We start from the raw sequence: 17,433 nt of genomic DNA, 5'->3' as shown, positions 1-17,433 counted from the left end.
AGAACAACACCGACGCCGGAACTGACCTCATGCATTGTCCCTTCTGCGGTACGCACGACACCAAGGTGACCGACTCGCGACTGGTCGCCGAAGGCGATCAGGTGCGCCGTCGCCGCCAGTGTGCCGAGTGCGGTGAGCGTTTCACCACCTATGAGACCGCCGAGCTGGTGATGCCGCGGGTGATCAAGGCCGATGGCTCCCGCGAGACCTTCGATGAGCGCAAGCTTCGCGCCGGCATGCTGCGCGCGCTGGAGAAACGCCCGGTCAGCGCCGAGTCGATCGAGGCGGCGGTAGAGCGGATTCGTCAGCGGCTGCGTGCCCGCGGCGAGCGTGAGGTGGCGGCGCTGGATGTCGGTGAAGAGGTGATGCAGGCGCTCAAGCGCCTCGATCAGGTGGCCTACATTCGCTTCGCCTCGGTCTACCGCCGCTTTCAGGACCTCGACGAATTTCGCGCCGAGATCGACCGCCTGGCCCAGGAGCCCTCGTTCTCGCCCAACGACGATACTTGATCTGCACACGGACGACGCATGCCCAAAGCGACTGCCGAAACCTGGATGGCCCGCGCCCTGACCCTGGCGCGGCGCGGCCTTTACACTACCGATCCCAATCCCCGCGTCGGCTGCGTGCTGGTCAAGCAGCGGCGCATCGTCGGCGAGGGCTTCCATGCGCGTGCCGGTGAACCGCATGCCGAGGTGCATGCGCTGCGTGCCGCCGGCGACGCCGCCCGCGGGGCCACGGCCTACGTGACCCTGGAACCCTGCTCGCATCACGGGCGCACCGGCCCCTGCGCCGAGGCGCTGGTGGCGGCTGGCGTCAAGCGCGTGGTGGTAGCCATGCAGGACCCCAACCCTCAGGTTGCCGGGCGCGGCTTGACGATTCTGCGCGAGGCGGGCGTCGAGGTGGAGTGCGGGCTGATGGAGGAGCAAGCGCAGGCGCTCAACCCCGGCTTTATCCTGCGCATGACCCGGCAGCGCCCCTTGGTGCGCTTGAAGATGGCGACCAGCCTCGACGGGCGCACGGCGATGCGCTCCGGCGAGTCGCAGTGGATCACCGGGCCGCGGGCGCGCACCGAGGTGCAGCGGCTGAGAGCGCGCTCCAGCGCGGTGATCAGCGGCGTCGAGTCGATCATCTTCGATAACTCGCGCCTGACTGTGCGCGCCTCCCAGCTCGACCTCGACGACGCCGAGGCGATCGCCTCGCGCCAGCCGCTGCGGGTCATCGTCGACTCGCGGCTGCGCCTGCCCCAGGCCGCGGCCTGCTTACGTGAACCGGGCCGCACCCTGGTCGCTACCTGCAGCCACGACGCCGAGCGCCGGTCGCGCCTCGAGGCGGCGGGGGCCGAGGTGCTGGTGCTGGCCTCGGGCATCGACGGACGCGTCGATCTGCAAGCGCTGCTGCGCTATCTGGCCAATCAGGAGCAGGCCAACGAGGTGCTGGTCGAGACCGGCGCGACCCTGGCCGGGGCGATGCTCGACGCCGAGCTGGTCGACGAGATCCAGCTATTCATGGCGCCGACCCTGCTGGGCGGTGAGGCGCGCCCGCTGTTCAGCCTGCCGGGGCTCGAGACCATGGCCCAGCAGCGCGCCCTGGATATCCTCGATATTCGCGCGGTGGGCCGCGACTGGCGAATCACCGCCCGCCCGCAGCGCCGGGCCTAACACAACACCGCTCGGAACTGATCCGTCGGCAGGCCTACGAGAGGGCGCTGTGAACCCCTCCCTGGGCGCTACCTTGCGCCATCCATGGCGCAAACCCTCTCTTCGGCCTGCCCCCGGCGTCCTCGCTCAGAGGCCTTGGGCGCTGCTCTCTATTAGCGCCCGACGCCGCGCCAAGGGTGCTCTCTACTGGCGCCCGACGCCGCGCCAAGGTACCCTGAGCGCCGATTCAGAATGGGCGTTGCTGTCCGAGCGTTCACCCGCCGCCGCCGTGCGGCGCCCATGGGCATAGCGATTTGGAGTTTGCATGGCTAAGGCTTCACAGGATTCCAGCGCCGACCAGGCGACTGGCATGGCCTCGATCGCCGAGCTGATCGACGACATTCGTCAGGGCAAGATGGTGATCCTGATGGATGATGAGGATCGCGAGAACGAGGGCGATGTGATCATGGCCGCCGAGAAGGTCGAGGCCGAGCACATCAATTTCATGGCTCGCCACGCGCGCGGCCTGATCTGCCTGCCGATGACCCGCGAGCGCTGCCAGCGTCTCAAGCTGCCGCTGATGGTCAGCGACAACGGCTCCGGGTTCGGCACCAAGTTCACGCTCTCCATCGAGGCCGCCGAAGGCGTCTCCACCGGTATTTCCGCCGCCGACCGCGCGCGCACCGTGCAAGCTGCGGTGGCACGCGATGCCAAGGCTGAGGATATTGTCCAGCCTGGGCACATCTTCCCGTTGATGGCCGAGCCCGGCGGCGTGCTGCGGCGTGCAGGCCACACCGAGGCGGCCTGCGACCTGGCGGCCATGGCGGGGCTCGACCCCAGCGGCGTGATCTGCGAAGTCATGAACGACGACGGCAGCATGGCGCGGCGCCCGGAGCTCGAGCGCTTCGCCGCCGAGCACGGCCTTAAGATGGGCACCATCGCCGACCTGATCCACTACCGCATTCACAACGAGCAGACCATCGACCATGTCGAGTCGACCCAGGTGCAGACCAGTTTCGGCGCGCTCGACCTGCATGTGTTCCGCGACGGCATCCAGGGCGCCCATCACCTGGCGCTGGTCAAGGGCCGGCCGTCGCCGGAGGTGCCGACCACGGTGCGCGTCCACCTGGCCGACGTGATGCGCGACCTGCTGTGCCTGCAGAAGGGCGACAACGCCAGCTGGAGCGCCAGCGGCGCCATCGCCGAGGTGGCCAACGCCGAGGCCGGCGTCTTCGTGCTGCTCGACGACGGTCGCCCGCGCCAGGACTTCCTCGACTACCTCGAGGTGTTCCTCGAGCGCCGCCGTCAGCCGCGTGGCAGCGAGTCCGACGGCGCTGGCAACTACCTGACCATCGGCACCGGCTCGCAGATCTTGCGCCACCTCGGGGTCGGCAAGATGCGCCTGCTCAGCTCGCCGTGGAAGTTCTCGGCGCTGTCGGGCTTCGATCTGGAAGTGGTCGAACGGCTGGACCCCTAGCGTTCGACGGGTTTCAATTTCAGCAGTACCGTTTACAGCAGGAATCAGAGCATGCAACCGATTTCCCAAGTCGAAGGCAACTTCACCGACGTCGATGGCCGCTACGTGATCGTGGTCGGGCGCTTCAACCACCACGTGGTGGATAGCCTGGTCGAGGGCGCTGTCGACAGTCTGGTGCGCCATGGCGTGGACGCCGAGCATATCGACATCGTCCATGTGCCGGGCGCCTGGGAGCTGCCGCTGGCAGTCAAGCGGGCGCTCAAGGTTGCCAAGCCGGATGCGGTGATCGCATTGGGCGCGGTGATCCGTGGCGGCACGCCGCATTTCGAGTACGTGGCCGGTAACTGCAATGCGGCGCTGGGCAACCTGCAGCTCGAGTTCGACACCCCGGTGGCCAACGGCGTGCTGACCGTCAACTCCATCGAGCAGGCCATCGAGCGTGCCGGTACCAAGGCCGGCAACAAGGGCGCCGAGGCGGCCATGGCGGCGATGGAGATGGTCTCGCTGCTCAAGCACTTTGGAGGTGATGAATGAAGGAGTCGCGTCGCGCTCCCTCGGCGGCGCAGCAGGCCCGCCATGCGGCTCGCGAGCTGGCCGTGCAGGGGCTCTACCAGTGGCAGATGACCGGCAAGTCGATCACCGCCGTTGAAGCCGAGTTTCGCAGTCAGATCGCCGACGACGACCTCGAGGATCACGAGAACTGGGCCAAGGTCATGGAGATCGCCGACCTGGCACTGTTCCATGAGCTGCTGCACAACGTGGTGCGTTTTCGTGACGACCTCGACGCCAGCATCTCGCCGCTGCTCGACCGCCGGCTCGAGGACCTGGACCCCATCGAACTCGCCATCCTGCGCCTGGGCGCCTACGAACTCTCGCGGCGCCTCGAGGTACCCTATCGCGCGGTAATCAACGAAGGTGTCGAGCTGGCCAAGTCATTCGGTGCCACCGATGGCCATAAGTACGTCAACGGCATTCTCGACAAGCTCGCCGCTCGCCTGCGTTATGCCGAGGTCAGCGCGCGTCGCTGAGTCGTCCATCCAGATGCTTAGCGAATTCGAGCTCATCGCCCGTCATTTCGCGCGCTCGCCTCAGGCCGAGGCCCATGGCGTGGTGCTCGGCGTCGGTGACGACTGCGCGTTGTTGGCGCCGAGTGCCGGCTGCCAGCTGGCGGTCAGCGTCGATACCTCGGTGGCCGAGGTGCACTTTCCCGCCGACGCGCCACCGGTGGCCATCGGCCATCGCGCCCTGGCGGTCGCCTTGAGCGACCTTGCCGCCATGGGTGCCACGCCACGCTGGTGCCTGCTGGCGCTGACCTTGCCCGAGGTCGATGACGCCTGGCTCGGCGAGTTTGCGGCAGGCTTTCACGCGCTGTGTGCCGAGACCGGCGTGTCCCTGGTGGGCGGCGACGTGACCCGCGGCGGCCTGGCGGTGAGCGTGACCGTACACGGCGAGGTGCCCGGCGGCGCGGCGCTGCCCCGCAACGCGGCCCGCCCCGGTGAGTTGCTGGCGGTGACCGGCTCGCTGGGCGGCGCCCACGCCGGGCTCAAGGCCTGGCAGGCCGGCGAACGCAACCTGGCGCAGCCTCTGCTGGCGAGCTACTTGCTGCCGCGGCCGCGTCTCAACGCGGGCCTGGCGCTGCGCGGCCTGGCCAGTGCAGCGATCGATCTCTCCGACGGCCTACTGCCCGATCTCGGCCACCTGTGTGAGGCCTCCGGGGTCGGCGCCGAACTCGACGCCGCGGCACTGCCGCTGGCCGACGGTCTGGTGGCGGCGCTGGGCGAGGAGGGCGCCCGCCAGGCGGCGCTGGCCGGTGGCGACGACTACGAGCTGCTGGTCAGCCTGCCGCCAGCGGCACTCGACGAGGCGCGCACGCGGCTTGCCGCCGAGGGGCTGGCACTGACGGTCATCGGCCGCTGCAGCGCCACGCCGGGGGTGCGCGGTGCCGCGGCGAGCGCCGGCTGGCAGCACTTCCCGCGAGGTGAGGCATGAACCGTGCCCCGGCCAGTGTCTGGCGACGCCCCACTCACTTTCTGGCCTTCGGCCTCGGCAGCGGCACCGTGCCCTGGGCGCCGGGCACCTTCGGTACCCTGGCGGCGATTCCCTTCTACTGGCTGATGTCGGAACTGCCGCTCTCCTGGTACATGCTGATCATCCTCGCCACCTTCATCATCGGCGTATGGCTGTGCGACGTGACCTCGCGAGACCTTGGCGTTCACGACCACTCCGGCATCGTCTGGGACGAGTTCGTCGGCTACTGGATCACCATGGCGGCGGTGCCATTCTCCTGGGAGGCGGCGCTGTGGGGGTTCGTCGTGTTTCGCGTCTTCGACATTTTCAAGCCGTGGCCGATTCGCTGGGCCGACCGTCGCGTGGCGGGGGGCTTCGGCATCATGATCGATGACGTGCTGGCCGGCATCTATGCTTGGAGTACCATTCACCTTTGGTTGTGGCTCCACTGAGGCGGCGACGTCTCGCTCGACCCATCTTTGTCACTGAGGAATAGCATGCGCAAGGGACGCTTACTGGTTGCCGCCGTGATAGTGCTGGGGGCCGGCTATCTGGCCGCCCAGGCTTATTCGAGTGCGATCTTCGAACGCGAGCTGTCGCGTACCCTCGACGATCTCGAGGCGCGCGGCGACCTGCACGTGCAGCGCGCTGAACTGGAGCGTGGCTGGTTCGTGTCCCGCGGCGAGATCCAGCTCACCGCGCTGCTCGACGACTGGCAGTTGTCGCTGCCCTATGTCGCCCGCCACGGCCTGCTCACGACCCGCCTCGAGGGCGAGCTGCAGCTGCAGCTCGAGGGCGGCGACGACACCCTGTTCGGTGAGCGTCTGCCGGCCAGCCCGCCGCGCTGGCACGGCGAGTACCAGACCCTGTCGCAGACCTTCGAGGGCCGCCTGGACATGGCGCCATTCCAGGTCTCGGACGAGCAGGGAGAGTTCGACTTCGAAGGGCTGGCGCTGCGTCTCAGCGGTGAGCAGGGCGACCTGGCGCTGACCGGCAGCGTGGCGCCGTGGCGCCTCGACGTCGACGGTGAGCGGCTCGAGGTCGGTCCGCTGCAGCTCGACAGCCGCTACCGTTATGGCGATGACGACTTCCTGCAGCGCGATGAGCTGCAGCTCGCCTATCTGCGCGTGACCCAGGCCAACGGCCCCGACATCGCCCTGCAGGCGCTGGGCTACCGCGGTGAGGTGCGTTTGGGCCGCGACGAGCTGACCCTGGCAGGGCGCCTGTCGCTTGGCGAGATGACGCTGGCCGAGGAGCCGGCGCTGTCCGGTGAGCTGGCGCTGGGCGTGTCGCGCCTCAATGCGGATGCCGTGCGCACCCTGAGCCGTGAGCTGCGCGAGGCGCTGGCCGCCCGCGACAGCCAGGATCCGCTGACCGACCGCGAGGCCGAGGCGCTGGCGATGAGCCTCGAACCCTACCTGCTGGCGACCCTGGTCGACTCGCCGCGGCTGACCCTCGAGCCGCTGCAGCTCGCCAGTCCGATGTTCGGCGTCGAGGCTCATGTCGAGGGTGAGCTGGTCTTCGACGGCAGCGATATCGAGAGCCTGTCGCTGGCCGATCTCGAGGTGGCCAGTGCCGACAACCCCTGGCTGGCGCGTCTCGACGGCCACTTCGTATGGCACGACCTGCCGCGCTTCGTGGCGCTGCAGCTGGGGCTGCCGCTGGACACCGAGGATCTCGAGATTCGCGTCGATGCCGGCGAGTTGACGCTCAACGGCGAGTCGCTGCCACCGCTCTGGTAGCCGCGGCGCCAACCGAGATAAGCGACGGCCACGCTTGAAGTTTGCTCGCCTCGCCCGCATTCCTGTTGGCATCAGGGCAACTGCCCACCGCTGCCAACAGGATGCATGATGAGCGAACGCGACGATCTGCATGACGTAATCTTCGATACCGCCCCCCGCGATGAGCATGAGTCGGGCGACACCGAGTCAGGCCACCACGGTGCCGTGGTGCCGGCCCGCGATACCCTGCCCGAGCGTCTCTACCTGCTGCCGATCCACAACCGGCCGTTCTTTCCCGCCCAGGTGCAGCCGCTGGTGATTCACCGCCCGCGCTGGGAAGAGACCATCAAGCGCGTCGGCAATACGCCTCACCATTCGGTGGGTCTGGCATTCGTCGGCGATGCCGGCGTCGATGAGCTGGGCCATGAGCACTTTCCCGAGATCGGCACCGCGGTGCGCATGCACAAGGTGCAGGGCGAGGACGACCAGATCCAGTTCATCGCCCAGGGCATGCGGCGCTTCAAGATCCAGCGCTGGCTGTCAAAGACGCCGCCGTATCTGGTCGAGGTCAGTTATCCCAAGGAGCCCATCGACGCCGAGGAGGACGAGGCGCGAGCCTACGCCATGGCGCTGATCAACGGCATCAAGGACCTGCTGCCGATCAACCCGCTGTATGGCGAGGAGCTCAAGCACTATCTCAACCGCTTCAGCCCCCACGAGCCGGGGCCGTTGTCGGACTTCGCCGCGGCCATCACCTCGGCCAAGGGGCACGAGCTGCAGGAGATCCTCGAGACGCTGCCGGTGATGGCGCGCATGCAGAAGGTGCTGCCGCTGCTGCACAAGGAGATCGAGGTCGCCCAGCTGCAGAGCGAGATCAGCGAGCAGGTCAACGCCCAGATGCAGGAGCGCCAGCGTGAATTCTTCCTGCGCGAGCAGCTCAAGGTGATCCAGCGCGAGCTGGGCATCTCCAAGGACGACCGCGAGAACGACGTCGACACCTTCCGCAAGCGGCTGGTCGAACTGCATGTGCCGGAGCGGGTGCAGTCGCGCATCGACGACGAGCTCGACAAGCTCTCGGTGCTCGAGACCGGCTCGCCGGAGTACGGCACCACCCGCAACTACCTTGACTGGCTGACCTCGCTGCCGTGGGGCATTACCAGCCAGGACCAGCTCGACCTGGGCCACGCCCGGCAGGTGCTCGACCGCGACCACGACGGCCTGGCCGACGTCAAGGAACGCATCGTCGAGTTCCTCGCCGAGGGCACCTTCAAGGGCGATGTGGGTGGCTCGATCCTGCTGCTGGTCGGCCCGCCCGGGGTCGGCAAGACCTCGGTGGGTCGCTCCATCGCCGAGGCGCTGGGTCGCGAGTTCTACCGTTTCTCGGTGGGCGGCATGCGCGACGAGGCGGAGATCAAAGGCCACCGTCGCACCTACGTCGGCGCCATGCCTGGCAAGCTGGTGCAGGCGATCAAGGAGGTCGAGGTCGAGAACCCGGTGATCATGCTCGACGAGATCGACAAGATGGGCCAGTCGTTCCAGGGCGACCCCGCCTCGGCGCTGCTCGAGGTGCTCGACCCGGAGCAGAACGTCGACTTCCTCGACCACTACCTCGACGTGCGCATGGACCTCTCCAAGGTACTGTTCGTCTGCACCGCCAATACGCTGGACTCGATCCCGCCGGCGCTGCTCGACCGCATGGAGCAGATCCGCCTGTCCGGCTATATCGCCGAAGAGAAGCTGGCCATCGCCAAGCACCACCTGTGGCCCAAGCTGCTCAAGCGCGACAAGATCGCCAAGAAGCGCATCAATCTCACCGAGGCGGCGCTCAAGCAGGTGATCGAGGGCTATGCCCGCGAGGCGGGGGTGCGTCAGCTCGAGAAGCAGCTGCACCGCATCGTGCGCAAGGCGGCGGTCAAGCTGCTCGAGAACGGCCAGCAGTCGGTTAAGGTCTCGGTCAACAACCTCGAGGAGTTCCTCGGCGCGCCGCTGTTCCGCAAGGAGAAGGTGCTCGAAGGCGAGGGGGTGGTCACCGGACTCGCCTGGACCTCGATGGGCGGCGCCACGCTGCCCATCGAAGCCGGCAAGGTGCATGCCCTGGACCGCGGCTTCAAGCTCACCGGCCAGCTCGGCGACGTGATGAAGGAGTCGGCCAATATCGCCTACAGCTATGTGCAGGGCCACCTCGGCGAGTACGGCGCCGACGGCGACTTCTTCAACGATGCCTTCATCCACCTGCATGTGCCGGAGGGGGCCACGCCCAAGGATGGCCCCTCGGCGGGGATCAGCATGACCACGGCGCTGCTGTCGCTGGCGCGCCACGAGGCCATCGCTCGCTCGCTGGCGATGACCGGCGAGCTGACCCTGACCGGTCAGGTGCTGCCGGTGGGCGGCATCCGCGAGAAGATCATTGCCGCCCGGCGCAGCGATATCTTCGAGGTGATCCTGCCCGACGCCAACCGCCGCGACTTCGACGAGCTGCCCGACTACCTCAAGGCCGGAGTGACCGTTCACTTCGCCAAGCACTATCGCGACGTGGCCAAGGTAGTCTTTGGCTGACCGGGGCCCCGTGCCCACCCCACGACATGACGAGATCACATGGCAAAATTCGCAGAAATCGGCCGGGCCGCCATTCCCGGCCAGGGCACGGAACTCAGGCTGCTGCAGCGTAACGACGAGTTTTCGATTCGTATCGTCGGCCAGCCCGGCGACCTGATGAACAGCCGCCTGCACGGCTCCGAGGATGCGCTGGCCGAGCTGGCTTGCGCAGACGTCGCCGCCCGACCAGGCGCGCGTGTATTGGTCGGGGGCCTGGGCATGGGCTTTACCCTCGCCGCGGCACTGGCCGCGCTGGGCAGTGATGCCGAGGTGGTGGTCGCCGAGCTGGTACCCGAGGTGGTCGACTGGAACCGTGGCCCGCTTGGCCAGGCGGCGGGGCGGCCGCTGGACGATCCACGCACCCGGGTGCACGTCGGCGACGTGGCGGCCCTGATGCGCGACTCCCCCGGTGACTTCGACGCCATCATGCTGGATATCGACAACGGCCCCGAAGGCATGACCCGCAAGGACAACGACCTCGTCTACTCGCCGCGCGGCCTGGAGAGCGCCCAGCGTGCGCTGCGCCAGGACGGCGTGCTGGCGGTGTGGTCGGCAGGGCGTGATGCTGGCTTCAGCGAGCGCCTCAAGCGGGTCGGGTTCAGCGTCAGCGAGCATCAGGTGCGGGCGCATAGGCCGGGGAAGGGGGCTCGCCACGTTATTTGGCTTGGTAGCTAGCCCTCTGACCTTCGCTCGCCGATTTTTCAGAGCATGGCCGTGGCTATTAGCCTCCTCGGGGCAGCGGCAGTGGCGCGCCCCCGGCGCGCATGACAAAATTGCTGCACGACTTCCTATCAAGACCGCCGGTCGCCCACACCGTGAGGGCGGCCGCAGGCGGCATCGACGCTAGAGGACAGCATGCCCGAGTATCGTTCGCGTACCACCACCGCCGGCCGCAACATGGCCGGCGCCCGCGCCCTGTGGCGCGCCACCGGCATGAAGGATGACGACTTCCACAAGCCGATCATCGCCGTGGCCAACTCCTTTACCCAGTTCGTGCCCGGTCACGTGCATCTCAAGGACATGGGCCAGTTGGTGGCTCGCGAGATCGAGAAGGCCGGCGGGGTGGCCAAGGAGTTCAACACCATCGCCGTGGACGATGGCATCGCCATGGGCCACGACGGCATGCTCTATTCGCTGCCCAGTCGCGACCTGATCGCCGACAGCGTCGAGTACATGGTCAATGCTCACTGCGCCGATGCGCTGGTGTGCATCTCCAACTGCGACAAGATCACTCCGGGGATGCTCAACGCCGCGATGCGTCTCAACATTCCGGTGATCTTCGTCTCCGGCGGCCCCATGGAGGCCGGCAAGACCAAGCTGCTCGACCACGGCATCGACCTGATCGACGCCATGATCTACGCCGCCGACGACAAGTACAGCGACGAGGAGATCGATGAGATCGAGCGCAGCGCCTGCCCCACCTGCGGTAGCTGCTCGGGGATGTTTACCGCCAACTCGATGAACTGTCTGATGGAGGCGCTGGGCCTGGCGCTGCCGGGCAATGGCACGGTGTTGGCCACCCATGCTGATCGCCGCCGGCTGTTCGAGGAGGCGGGCAGCCGCATCGTCGAACTCGCCAAGCGCGTCTACGAGGGGGACGAGGCACACCTGCTGCCGCGCGCCATCGGCTCCAAGGCGGCGTTCAAGAACGCCATGACCCTGGACATCGCCATGGGCGGTTCCACCAACACCATCCTGCACCTGCTGGCCGCCGCCCAGGAGGCCGAGGTCGACTTCACCATGGCCGACATCGACCGCCTGTCGCGGGAGGTGCCGCAGCTATGCAAGCTGGCGCCCAACACCCAGCAGTACCATATCGAGGACTGCCACCGCGCCGGCGGGATCATGGCGATCCTTGGCGAGCTGGACCGCGCCGGGGTGCTGGATACCCGCGTGCCCACCGTGTATGGCGACACCCTCAAGGCGGCGCTGGACGAGTGGGACATCATGCGTAATCCCAGCCCCGCGGTGGTGGAGTTCTTCAAGGCCGGCCCCGGCGGCATCCCGACCCAGACCGCCTTCTCCCAGGCCGCGCGCTGGCCGAGCCTCGACGGCGACCGCGTCAGCGGCTGTATCCGCGATCTCGAGCACGCCTTCTCCCGCGAAGGCGGCCTGGCGGTGCTGTTCGGCAATATCGCCGTGGACGGCTGCGTGGTAAAGACCGCCGGCGTCGACGACTCGATCCTGGTGTTCGAGGGGCCGGCCCACGTGGTCGAGTCCCAGGATCAGGCGGTGGAGCACGTACTGGGCGGGCTGGTGAAGCCCGGCGAGGTAGTAGTGGTGCGCTACGAGGGCCCGCGCGGCGGTCCCGGCATGCAGGAGATGCTCTACCCGACCTCCTATCTCAAGTCCAAGGGCCTCGGCAAGGTGTGCGCGCTGATGACCGATGGCCGTTTCTCCGGCGGCAGCTCGGGCCTGTCGATCGGCCACGTCTCGCCGGAAGCCGCCGCGGGTGGCGCCATCGGCCTGATCGAGAGCGGCGATATCATCCACATCGATATCCCCAAGCGGGCGATCAACGTCAAGCTCAGCGATGTCGAGCTGGCGGCTCGCCGCGAGGCCGAGGAGGCCCGCGGCAAGAACGCCTGGAAGCCGCGCATCCAGCGTGACCGCAAGGTCTCGGCGGCGCTCAAGGCCTATGCGCTGCTGGCCACCTCGGCGGACAAGGGCGCGGTACGCGATCTGTCCAAGCTGGATTGAAGCTATCGAACTGGCCCTGGGCAGGTAGAGGAAAAGGTACTGCACCAGGGCCTGTCATGACCCCTCAACGACAGGACGGCAATCAAGACGCTGTGCAGGTCCCCCTTGAAAAAGCCTGGATGAGCATCATGCTCATTAGTCAGCAATGGATTAATGCGTTGCATATTGAAACGCAGAAAAAGCAGTGACACTCAGGTAGTAAGGAGGCCACCTATGCAGATTGATCTAAGCGGCCAACACGCCATTATTACCGGTTCCACGGCAGGCATCGGCTTTGCCATTGCCCGGGGGCTGGCCAATGCGGGTGCCGATGTGGTTATTACAGGGCGAACTCAGGCGCGGGTCGACGAGGCCATTGGTGTGCTTAAAAAAGACGCACCCAACGCCAGGATAGAAGGCATGGCGGCCGATCTCGGTACGGCTGAAGGCTGCCAAGCGTTGATCGAGCAGCAGCCCAGCACGGATATCCTGATCAATAATGTCGGCATCTTCGGGCCACAGGACTTTTTCGAGGTGGATGACGCCACCTGGCAGCACTTCTTCGATGTCAACATCATGAGTGCTGTGCGGCTTTCCCGCCACTATGCTCAAGGCATGCGCGAGCGTGACTGGGGCCGCATTCAGTTTCTATCCAGCGAATCGGGCATCAACATTCCCAGCGAGATGGTCCATTACGGTATGACCAAATCGGCCCTGCTGTCGGTGTCGCGGGGGCTAGCCAAGGTGCTCAGCGGCACTCAGGTGACGGTAAATGCCATTCTGCCAGGGCCGACCCGCTCCGAAGGGGTGCTCAATATGCTACGTGAAATGGCCGAAAACGAAGGAGTTTCACAGCAAGAGATGGAAGCCCGTTTCGTCCAGGAGAACCGTCCTTCTTCGATCATCCAGCGCTTAGCAACACCAGAGGAAGTCGCTAGCATGAGCGTCTATGCCGCTTCGCTCCAGGCCAGTGCAACCACCGGGGCGGCGCTACGCGTGGAAGGCGGGATCGTCGACACCTTGACGTAAGCGCTCTTCCCGCGGCGCCATACCAATAGAAGGAGACGACCCGCGACCAGGGGGCTGCTCCCTCTGCGGAAGGGGCCTTGGCTGACACCGCCAGTTGGCCTCTATGACGTCGACTGTCCAATGCGGTGAGGGTTGCCTGGCGGTGCCGGTTCGGCCATGAGGAAACAGCGAGCCCCCGCCTGGAGGCGGGGGCTCGAATTGTCGGCAGCGGCGGATCACGCCGCTTCGTTCAGCCTAACCGGGGGCTCGGCCAGCGCTTGTAGCTGGCACTCCAGCGCATACCATGTCTCCAGTAGCGCTAGACTCTCTTCTGAACAGCACATGCGTTTGCCTCCTTGGGTGGGTGACGGGGTTGCAAACAGCCCCCTGAGTATGGACCCCTATACCAAGGTCGAGATGATCTTTCTTTGACCGTTTCTTGATATGCGTCACGCCATATCGTCATAAGCCACCGACAAGGAGTGCCCATGCCGCACGATGTCAACGTCGCCGTGGTCGGCTTCGGTTTCGCCAGCCAGACTTTCCATGTACCGCTGATCCGGGCTACCCCCGGCCTGCAGCTGGTGGCGGTGTCGTCCAGCGATGCCGCCAAGGTCGCCGCGGCGCTGCCCGAGGTGGACGTGGCGGCTACGCCCCAGGCGCTGCTGGCCCGCGACGACGTCGATCTGGTGGTGATTCCGACCCCCAACGAGACCCACTTCCCGTTGGCCAAGGCGGCCCTGGCAGCGGGCAAGCACGTGGTGCTCGACAAGCCGTTCACGGTGACCCTGGCCGAGGCCAGGCAGCTCAAGAGTCTGGCCGACGACGCCGGGCGGCGCCTATCGGTATTTCATAACCGCCGCTGGGACAGCGACTTCCTGACCCTCAAGGCGCTGCTGGCCAGCGGTGAGCTGGGCCGGGTGGTGAGCCTTGAGTCGCGCTTTGACCGCTTCCGCCCGGCGGTGCGCGACCGCTGGCGCGAGAAGCCGCGCCCCGGCGGTGGCATCTGGTACGACCTGGGCCCACACCTGCTCGACCAGGCCTGCGAGCTGTTCGGCATGCCCCGTGCCATCCAGCTCAACCTGGCCAGGCAGCGCGACGAGGCCAGTGTCGAGGACGACTTCCTGTGCCTGCTCGACTACCCGGGCTGTCGGGTCAGCCTGGCCGCCAGTACCCTGGTCGCCGCCGAGACGCCGCGCTTTCGCGTCCACGGCACCCAGGGCAGCTACGTCAAGTACGGCCTCGATCCCCAGGAAGCGCGGCTCAAGGCCGGCGAGACGCCGGTACCGGAGTGGGGCGTGGATCCTCGTGACGGCTCTCTCAGCCTCGCCGAAGGTAGCGAGGGGCAAGTCCGCGAAGCGTCTTATGCCACGCTGCCCGGCGACTACCTGGCCTACTACCGCGGCGTGGTCGCGGCCTTGAGCGGCAGCAGCGAGATGCCGGTAGGCGTCGAGGATGCGCTGCGCTCAATGCGCCTGCTCGAGGCAGGGCTCGACAGCCATCGCCAGGGCCGCTGGGTCAGCCTCTAAGAGATACTAGGCAAGACTGTCGCAGTTGCACCTTATGAGGGACGCCGGTGGCAGGGCGAAAACCTACCACAGATCGAGCCCCTCGCGGCGCTCGCGCAGCAGGTCGCGGGCGATGTATAGCGCGGCGATGGCGCGCGCTTCATGGAAGTCGTCGCGGGCCAGCAGCGCGGGCAGCTCGTCGATAGCGTGGGTCTCGACGATCAGCGGCTCCGGCTCGTCGCCGGGCAGGCGCTTGGGATAGAGGTCGGTGGCCAGCATCACCTGCATGCGGTGGCGCATGTAGTTGGGCGCTAGCGACAGCTCGGCCAGCGGCTCGATGCTGCTGGCGCCAAAGCCGCACTCCTCCATCAACTCGCGATTGGCGGCGCCGATGATGTCCTCACCGGGATCGACCAGCCCCTTGGGCAGGGTCAGCACGTAGTCCTCGAAGCCCGCAGCGTATTCACGAATCAGTAGCACATGCTCGGGGTCGGGCATGGCAACGATCATCACCGCGCCGTGATCGCTGCCCGTCAGCCGTTCGAAGATGCGCTCTTCACCGTTGGAAAATCTGAGCTCCAGCTGCTCGACGTTGAACAGTCGGCTGCGCGCGACCTCCTGGCGCGACAGGATCTGGGGCTTTTGCGGATAGGGTGCTGACATGGTGACTCCTGGCAGGCCGCATGGCGGGCCGTGTCTCGGCCCATCGGTTCGCGTACAATACCACTCTCGATTCACCACTGCGGAGCCCTGAGCATGATCGACTGGCGGGCCATCGACACCGTGCTGCTGGACATGGACGGTACGCTGCTGGATTTGCACTTCGACAGCCACTTCTGGCTCGAGCACCTGCCGCGGCGCTATGCCGAGCTGCATCGCCTCGACGCCGCCGCCCAGGATGCCCTCAAGGCGCGCATCATCGGTGAGCAGGGCACCCTCAACTGGTACAGCCTGAGCTACTGGAGCGACGAGCTGAACGTCGATATCGTCGCCCTCAAGCGCGAGGTGCAGCACCTGATCGGGCTGCGCAGCGATGCCCTGGACTTTCTCAAGTGGCTCAAACGCTCCCATCCGCGGGTGGTGCTGGCGACCAATGCCGACCGTGCCAGTCTGGCGCTCAAGCTACCGCTGACCGGCCTCGAGGCGTATCTCGATGCGATCGTCTCCTCGGCGGACCTGGGGGTGGCCAAGGAGGCCCAGGAGTTCTGGTTCGAGCTGCAGGAGGTCGAGCCCTTCGACCCCGCCCGCACCCTGTTCATCGACGACAACCCTCACGTGCTGGAGAGCGCCCGCGAGTACGGCATTCGCCACCTGCTGGGCATCAAGCAGCCCGACAGCAGCCGGCCCGAGAAGGCCCTAGAAGAGTTTATTGCCCTGGATCGATTTGCCGCGATCCTGCCCGATGAGCGACCGCCGCATTGAAGGATGGAGAGCGCCATGGATAACGTCCGACTCGACAAGTGGCTGTGGGCCGCGCGTTTCTTCAAGACCCGCCAGCTGGCCAAGAAGGCCATCGAGGGTGGCAAGGTGCACTACAACGGCGCCCGCGCCAAGACCAGCAAGAACGTCGAGACCGGCGCCCTGGTGCGGGTGCCCCAGGGCTGGGACATCCTCGAGGTCGAGGTGGTGGCGCTCTCCGGCCAGCGCCGTGGCGCTCCCGAGGCCCGCGAGCTGTATCGCGAAACCGCCGACAGCGTGGCGCGCCGCGAGCGCGAAGCCGAAGCGCGGCGGCTCACCAACCAGGCCATGCAGCATCCCCTCAAGCGCCCCGACAAGAAGCAGCGCCGCGAGATCACCCGTTTCCAGCGCCGTCAGGGCGATGACTGACCGTTCTACCCGTTACCCGAGAGACCCATGACCGACCAGATTCAGCGTTTTCTCTTCGATGGCACCAATGTGCGTGGCGAGGTCGTGCAGCTCGAGCATGCCTACCGCGAAGTGCTCGACCGCCACGCCTACCCGCTGGCGGTTAGCCGCCAGCTCGGCGAGCTGCTGGCCGCGGTGGCGCTGCTCACCGAGACCGTCAAGCTCGACGGTACCCTGAGCATCGAGGTGCGCGGCGATGGCCCTCTCGAACTGCTGATGGCCGAGTCCAACCCCGGCGGTGAAATGCGCGCCATTGCGCGCCTCGGCGAGGGCCAGCCACTGCCCGCCGACGACGCAGCGTTCAAGGAGCTGCTGGGTGCCGGACGCATCGTGATCACCCTCGACCCCCGCGAAGGCAAGCGCTACCAGGGCATCGTCGAACTCTCCGCCGACAGCCTGGGTGGCTGTCTCGAGGCCTACTTCAGCCAGTCGGAGCAGCTGCCGACCCGGCTGTGGCTGGCCGCCGACGGCGCGCGGGCCGCCGGCCTGCTGCTCCAGCAGCTGCCTGATGACGCCAACCACCACGATCCGGATGCCTGGGAGCGCAGCGTGCATCTCGCCGCGACCCTGCAGCACAGCGAGCTGCTCGAGCTCGATGCCGAGACGCTGCTGTTCCGTCTCTACCACGAGGAGCAGGCGCGGGTGTTTCCGCCCAAGCCGCTGCACTTTGGCTGCAACTGCTCGCGGGAGCGCATTGCCCAGGCGCTCTACAGCCTGGGGGCCGAGGAGCTGCGCCAGATCCTCGAGGAGCAGCAGGCCATCGACACCCAGTGCCACTTCTGCCATACCCGCTACCACTTTGGCGCCGCCGAGATCGAGGCCTTGATCGAGTCGCCGGATGCGCCGCCGCCCACGCTTCATTAAGCGTCACCAACTCGCGCTCATGTAGTAGTAAAACTACAAGAAATGCCGCGAAATGCGCCGTTTGCTACAAG

General features: G+C 66.7%; 18 protein-coding genes. 17 read left to right on the top strand and 1 reads right to left on the bottom strand.

The window, feature by feature from the left end:
• Positions 1-29: 29 nt before the first annotated feature.
• The 14 genes from nrdR to CK498_RS11885 all read left to right on the top strand — a co-directional run bounded on the left by nrdR (position 30) and on the right by CK498_RS11885 (position 14,653).
• Positions 30-509, top strand: coding sequence for a transcriptional regulator NrdR (nrdR, locus tag CK498_RS11945; RefSeq protein ID WP_095621081.1), 480 nt, complete (start codon positions 30-32; stop codon positions 507-509).
• A gap of 18 nt (positions 510-527) precedes the next feature.
• Complete coding sequence (gene ribD, locus CK498_RS11940) at positions 528-1,658, top strand: bifunctional diaminohydroxyphosphoribosylaminopyrimidine deaminase/5-amino-6-(5-phosphoribosylamino)uracil reductase RibD (protein ID WP_095621080.1); 1,131 nt, start codon at positions 528-530, stop codon at positions 1,656-1,658.
• 304 nt (positions 1,659-1,962) lie between these two features.
• The gene (gene ribBA / locus CK498_RS11935) at positions 1,963-3,114 is read left to right on the top strand and encodes a bifunctional 3,4-dihydroxy-2-butanone-4-phosphate synthase/GTP cyclohydrolase II (protein WP_095621079.1); all 1,152 of its coding nucleotides are present in this window, start codon (positions 1,963-1,965) and stop codon (positions 3,112-3,114) included.
• Between the two features lie 51 nt (positions 3,115-3,165).
• Entirely contained in the window at positions 3,166-3,648 is a 483-nt protein-coding gene (ribH, locus tag CK498_RS11930; protein WP_076746972.1) for a 6,7-dimethyl-8-ribityllumazine synthase, read from the top strand.
• A complete protein-coding gene (gene nusB, locus CK498_RS11925; protein WP_095621078.1) occupies positions 3,645-4,142 on the top strand; it encodes a transcription antitermination factor NusB in 498 nt (165 codons plus the stop codon). The genes ribH and nusB overlap by 4 nt, the downstream gene beginning before the upstream one ends.
• Positions 4,143-4,155: 13 nt before the next feature.
• A complete protein-coding gene (gene thiL / locus CK498_RS11920) occupies positions 4,156-5,103 on the top strand; it encodes a thiamine-phosphate kinase (RefSeq protein ID WP_095621077.1) in 948 nt (315 codons plus the stop codon).
• The gene (locus CK498_RS11915; protein ID WP_095621076.1) at positions 5,100-5,573 is read left to right on the top strand and encodes a phosphatidylglycerophosphatase A family protein; all 474 of its coding nucleotides are present in this window, start codon (positions 5,100-5,102) and stop codon (positions 5,571-5,573) included. Before thiL ends, CK498_RS11915 begins: the two co-directional genes overlap by 4 nt.
• 45 nt (positions 5,574-5,618) lie before the next feature.
• Complete coding sequence (locus tag CK498_RS11910; protein WP_095621075.1) at positions 5,619-6,863, top strand: DUF945 family protein; 1,245 nt, start codon at positions 5,619-5,621, stop codon at positions 6,861-6,863.
• A gap of 108 nt (positions 6,864-6,971) precedes the next feature.
• Positions 6,972-9,398, top strand: a complete 2,427-nt coding sequence (gene lon / locus CK498_RS11905) for an endopeptidase La (protein WP_095621074.1) — start codon at positions 6,972-6,974, stop codon at positions 9,396-9,398.
• A gap of 39 nt (positions 9,399-9,437) precedes the next feature.
• Positions 9,438-10,112: a spermine/spermidine synthase domain-containing protein gene (locus CK498_RS11900; RefSeq protein WP_095621073.1), complete on the top strand. Its 675-nt coding sequence runs from the start codon at positions 9,438-9,440 to the stop codon at positions 10,110-10,112.
• A 180-nt stretch (positions 10,113-10,292) separates the two neighbouring features.
• Positions 10,293-12,137, top strand: a complete 1,845-nt coding sequence (ilvD, locus tag CK498_RS11895) for a dihydroxy-acid dehydratase (RefSeq protein WP_095621072.1) — start codon at positions 10,293-10,295, stop codon at positions 12,135-12,137.
• Between the two features lie 56 nt (positions 12,138-12,193).
• Complete coding sequence (locus tag CK498_RS26700; RefSeq protein WP_267873749.1) at positions 12,194-12,325, top strand: hypothetical protein; 132 nt, start codon at positions 12,194-12,196, stop codon at positions 12,323-12,325.
• Positions 12,326-12,350: 25 nt separating this feature from the next.
• On the top strand, positions 12,351-13,145 hold the full coding sequence (locus tag CK498_RS11890) for an SDR family NAD(P)-dependent oxidoreductase (RefSeq protein WP_095621071.1): 795 nt from the start codon (positions 12,351-12,353) through the stop codon (positions 13,143-13,145).
• 467 nt (positions 13,146-13,612) lie between these two features.
• On the top strand, positions 13,613-14,653 hold the full coding sequence (locus CK498_RS11885) for an oxidoreductase (RefSeq protein ID WP_095621070.1): 1,041 nt from the start codon (positions 13,613-13,615) through the stop codon (positions 14,651-14,653).
• Positions 14,654-14,716: 63 nt separating this feature from the next.
• Here the strand turns inward: CK498_RS11885 and nudE are convergent, their stop codons facing one another.
• Positions 14,717-15,295, bottom strand: coding sequence for an ADP compounds hydrolase NudE (nudE, locus tag CK498_RS11880; protein ID WP_095621069.1), 579 nt, complete (start codon positions 15,293-15,295; stop codon positions 14,717-14,719).
• Between the two features lie 93 nt (positions 15,296-15,388).
• On the opposite strand from nudE, the gene yrfG reads away from it, so the two are divergent.
• Genes yrfG through hslO form a run of 3 tightly spaced genes read left to right on the top strand, consistent with a single transcriptional unit; the run spans position 15,389 to position 17,362 of the window.
• Complete coding sequence (gene yrfG / locus CK498_RS11875) at positions 15,389-16,054, top strand: GMP/IMP nucleotidase (RefSeq protein ID WP_095621068.1); 666 nt, start codon at positions 15,389-15,391, stop codon at positions 16,052-16,054.
• A gap of 15 nt (positions 16,055-16,069) precedes the next feature.
• Entirely contained in the window at positions 16,070-16,459 is a 390-nt protein-coding gene (hslR, locus tag CK498_RS11870; RefSeq protein WP_076746989.1) for a ribosome-associated heat shock protein Hsp15, read from the top strand.
• 27 nt (positions 16,460-16,486) lie between these two features.
• Complete coding sequence (gene hslO / locus CK498_RS11865) at positions 16,487-17,362, top strand: Hsp33 family molecular chaperone HslO (RefSeq protein WP_095621067.1); 876 nt, start codon at positions 16,487-16,489, stop codon at positions 17,360-17,362.
• Positions 17,363-17,433: the final 71 nt, after the last annotated feature.

This window comes from Halomonas salipaludis (assembly GCF_002286975.1).
GTDB lineage: Bacteria > Pseudomonadota > Gammaproteobacteria > Pseudomonadales > Halomonadaceae > Franzmannia > Franzmannia salipaludis.
Note: the sequence above shows the minus strand (reverse complement) of the source record. Positions and strands in the feature narration are given on the sequence as shown.

Coding starts and splice junctions, on each gene's coding strand:
- nrdR (WP_095621081.1), top strand. CDS start 30: ATGCATTGTCCCTTCTGCGGTACGCACGACACCAAGGTGACCGACTCG.
- ribD (WP_095621080.1), top strand. CDS start 528: ATGCCCAAAGCGACTGCCGAAACCTGGATGGCCCGCGCCCTGACCCTG.
- ribBA (WP_095621079.1), top strand. CDS start 1,963: ATGGCTAAGGCTTCACAGGATTCCAGCGCCGACCAGGCGACTGGCATG.
- ribH (WP_076746972.1), top strand. CDS start 3,166: ATGCAACCGATTTCCCAAGTCGAAGGCAACTTCACCGACGTCGATGGC.
- nusB (WP_095621078.1), top strand. CDS start 3,645: ATGAAGGAGTCGCGTCGCGCTCCCTCGGCGGCGCAGCAGGCCCGCCAT.
- thiL (WP_095621077.1), top strand. CDS start 4,156: ATGCTTAGCGAATTCGAGCTCATCGCCCGTCATTTCGCGCGCTCGCCT.
- CK498_RS11915 (WP_095621076.1), top strand. CDS start 5,100: ATGAACCGTGCCCCGGCCAGTGTCTGGCGACGCCCCACTCACTTTCTG.
- CK498_RS11910 (WP_095621075.1), top strand. CDS start 5,619: ATGCGCAAGGGACGCTTACTGGTTGCCGCCGTGATAGTGCTGGGGGCC.
- lon (WP_095621074.1), top strand. CDS start 6,972: ATGAGCGAACGCGACGATCTGCATGACGTAATCTTCGATACCGCCCCC.
- CK498_RS11900 (WP_095621073.1), top strand. CDS start 9,438: ATGGCAAAATTCGCAGAAATCGGCCGGGCCGCCATTCCCGGCCAGGGC.
- ilvD (WP_095621072.1), top strand. CDS start 10,293: ATGCCCGAGTATCGTTCGCGTACCACCACCGCCGGCCGCAACATGGCC.
- CK498_RS26700 (WP_267873749.1), top strand. CDS start 12,194: ATGACCCCTCAACGACAGGACGGCAATCAAGACGCTGTGCAGGTCCCC.
- CK498_RS11890 (WP_095621071.1), top strand. CDS start 12,351: ATGCAGATTGATCTAAGCGGCCAACACGCCATTATTACCGGTTCCACG.
- CK498_RS11885 (WP_095621070.1), top strand. CDS start 13,613: ATGCCGCACGATGTCAACGTCGCCGTGGTCGGCTTCGGTTTCGCCAGC.
- nudE (WP_095621069.1), bottom strand. CDS start 15,295: ATGTCAGCACCCTATCCGCAAAAGCCCCAGATCCTGTCGCGCCAGGAG.
- yrfG (WP_095621068.1), top strand. CDS start 15,389: ATGATCGACTGGCGGGCCATCGACACCGTGCTGCTGGACATGGACGGT.
- hslR (WP_076746989.1), top strand. CDS start 16,070: ATGGATAACGTCCGACTCGACAAGTGGCTGTGGGCCGCGCGTTTCTTC.
- hslO (WP_095621067.1), top strand. CDS start 16,487: ATGACCGACCAGATTCAGCGTTTTCTCTTCGATGGCACCAATGTGCGT.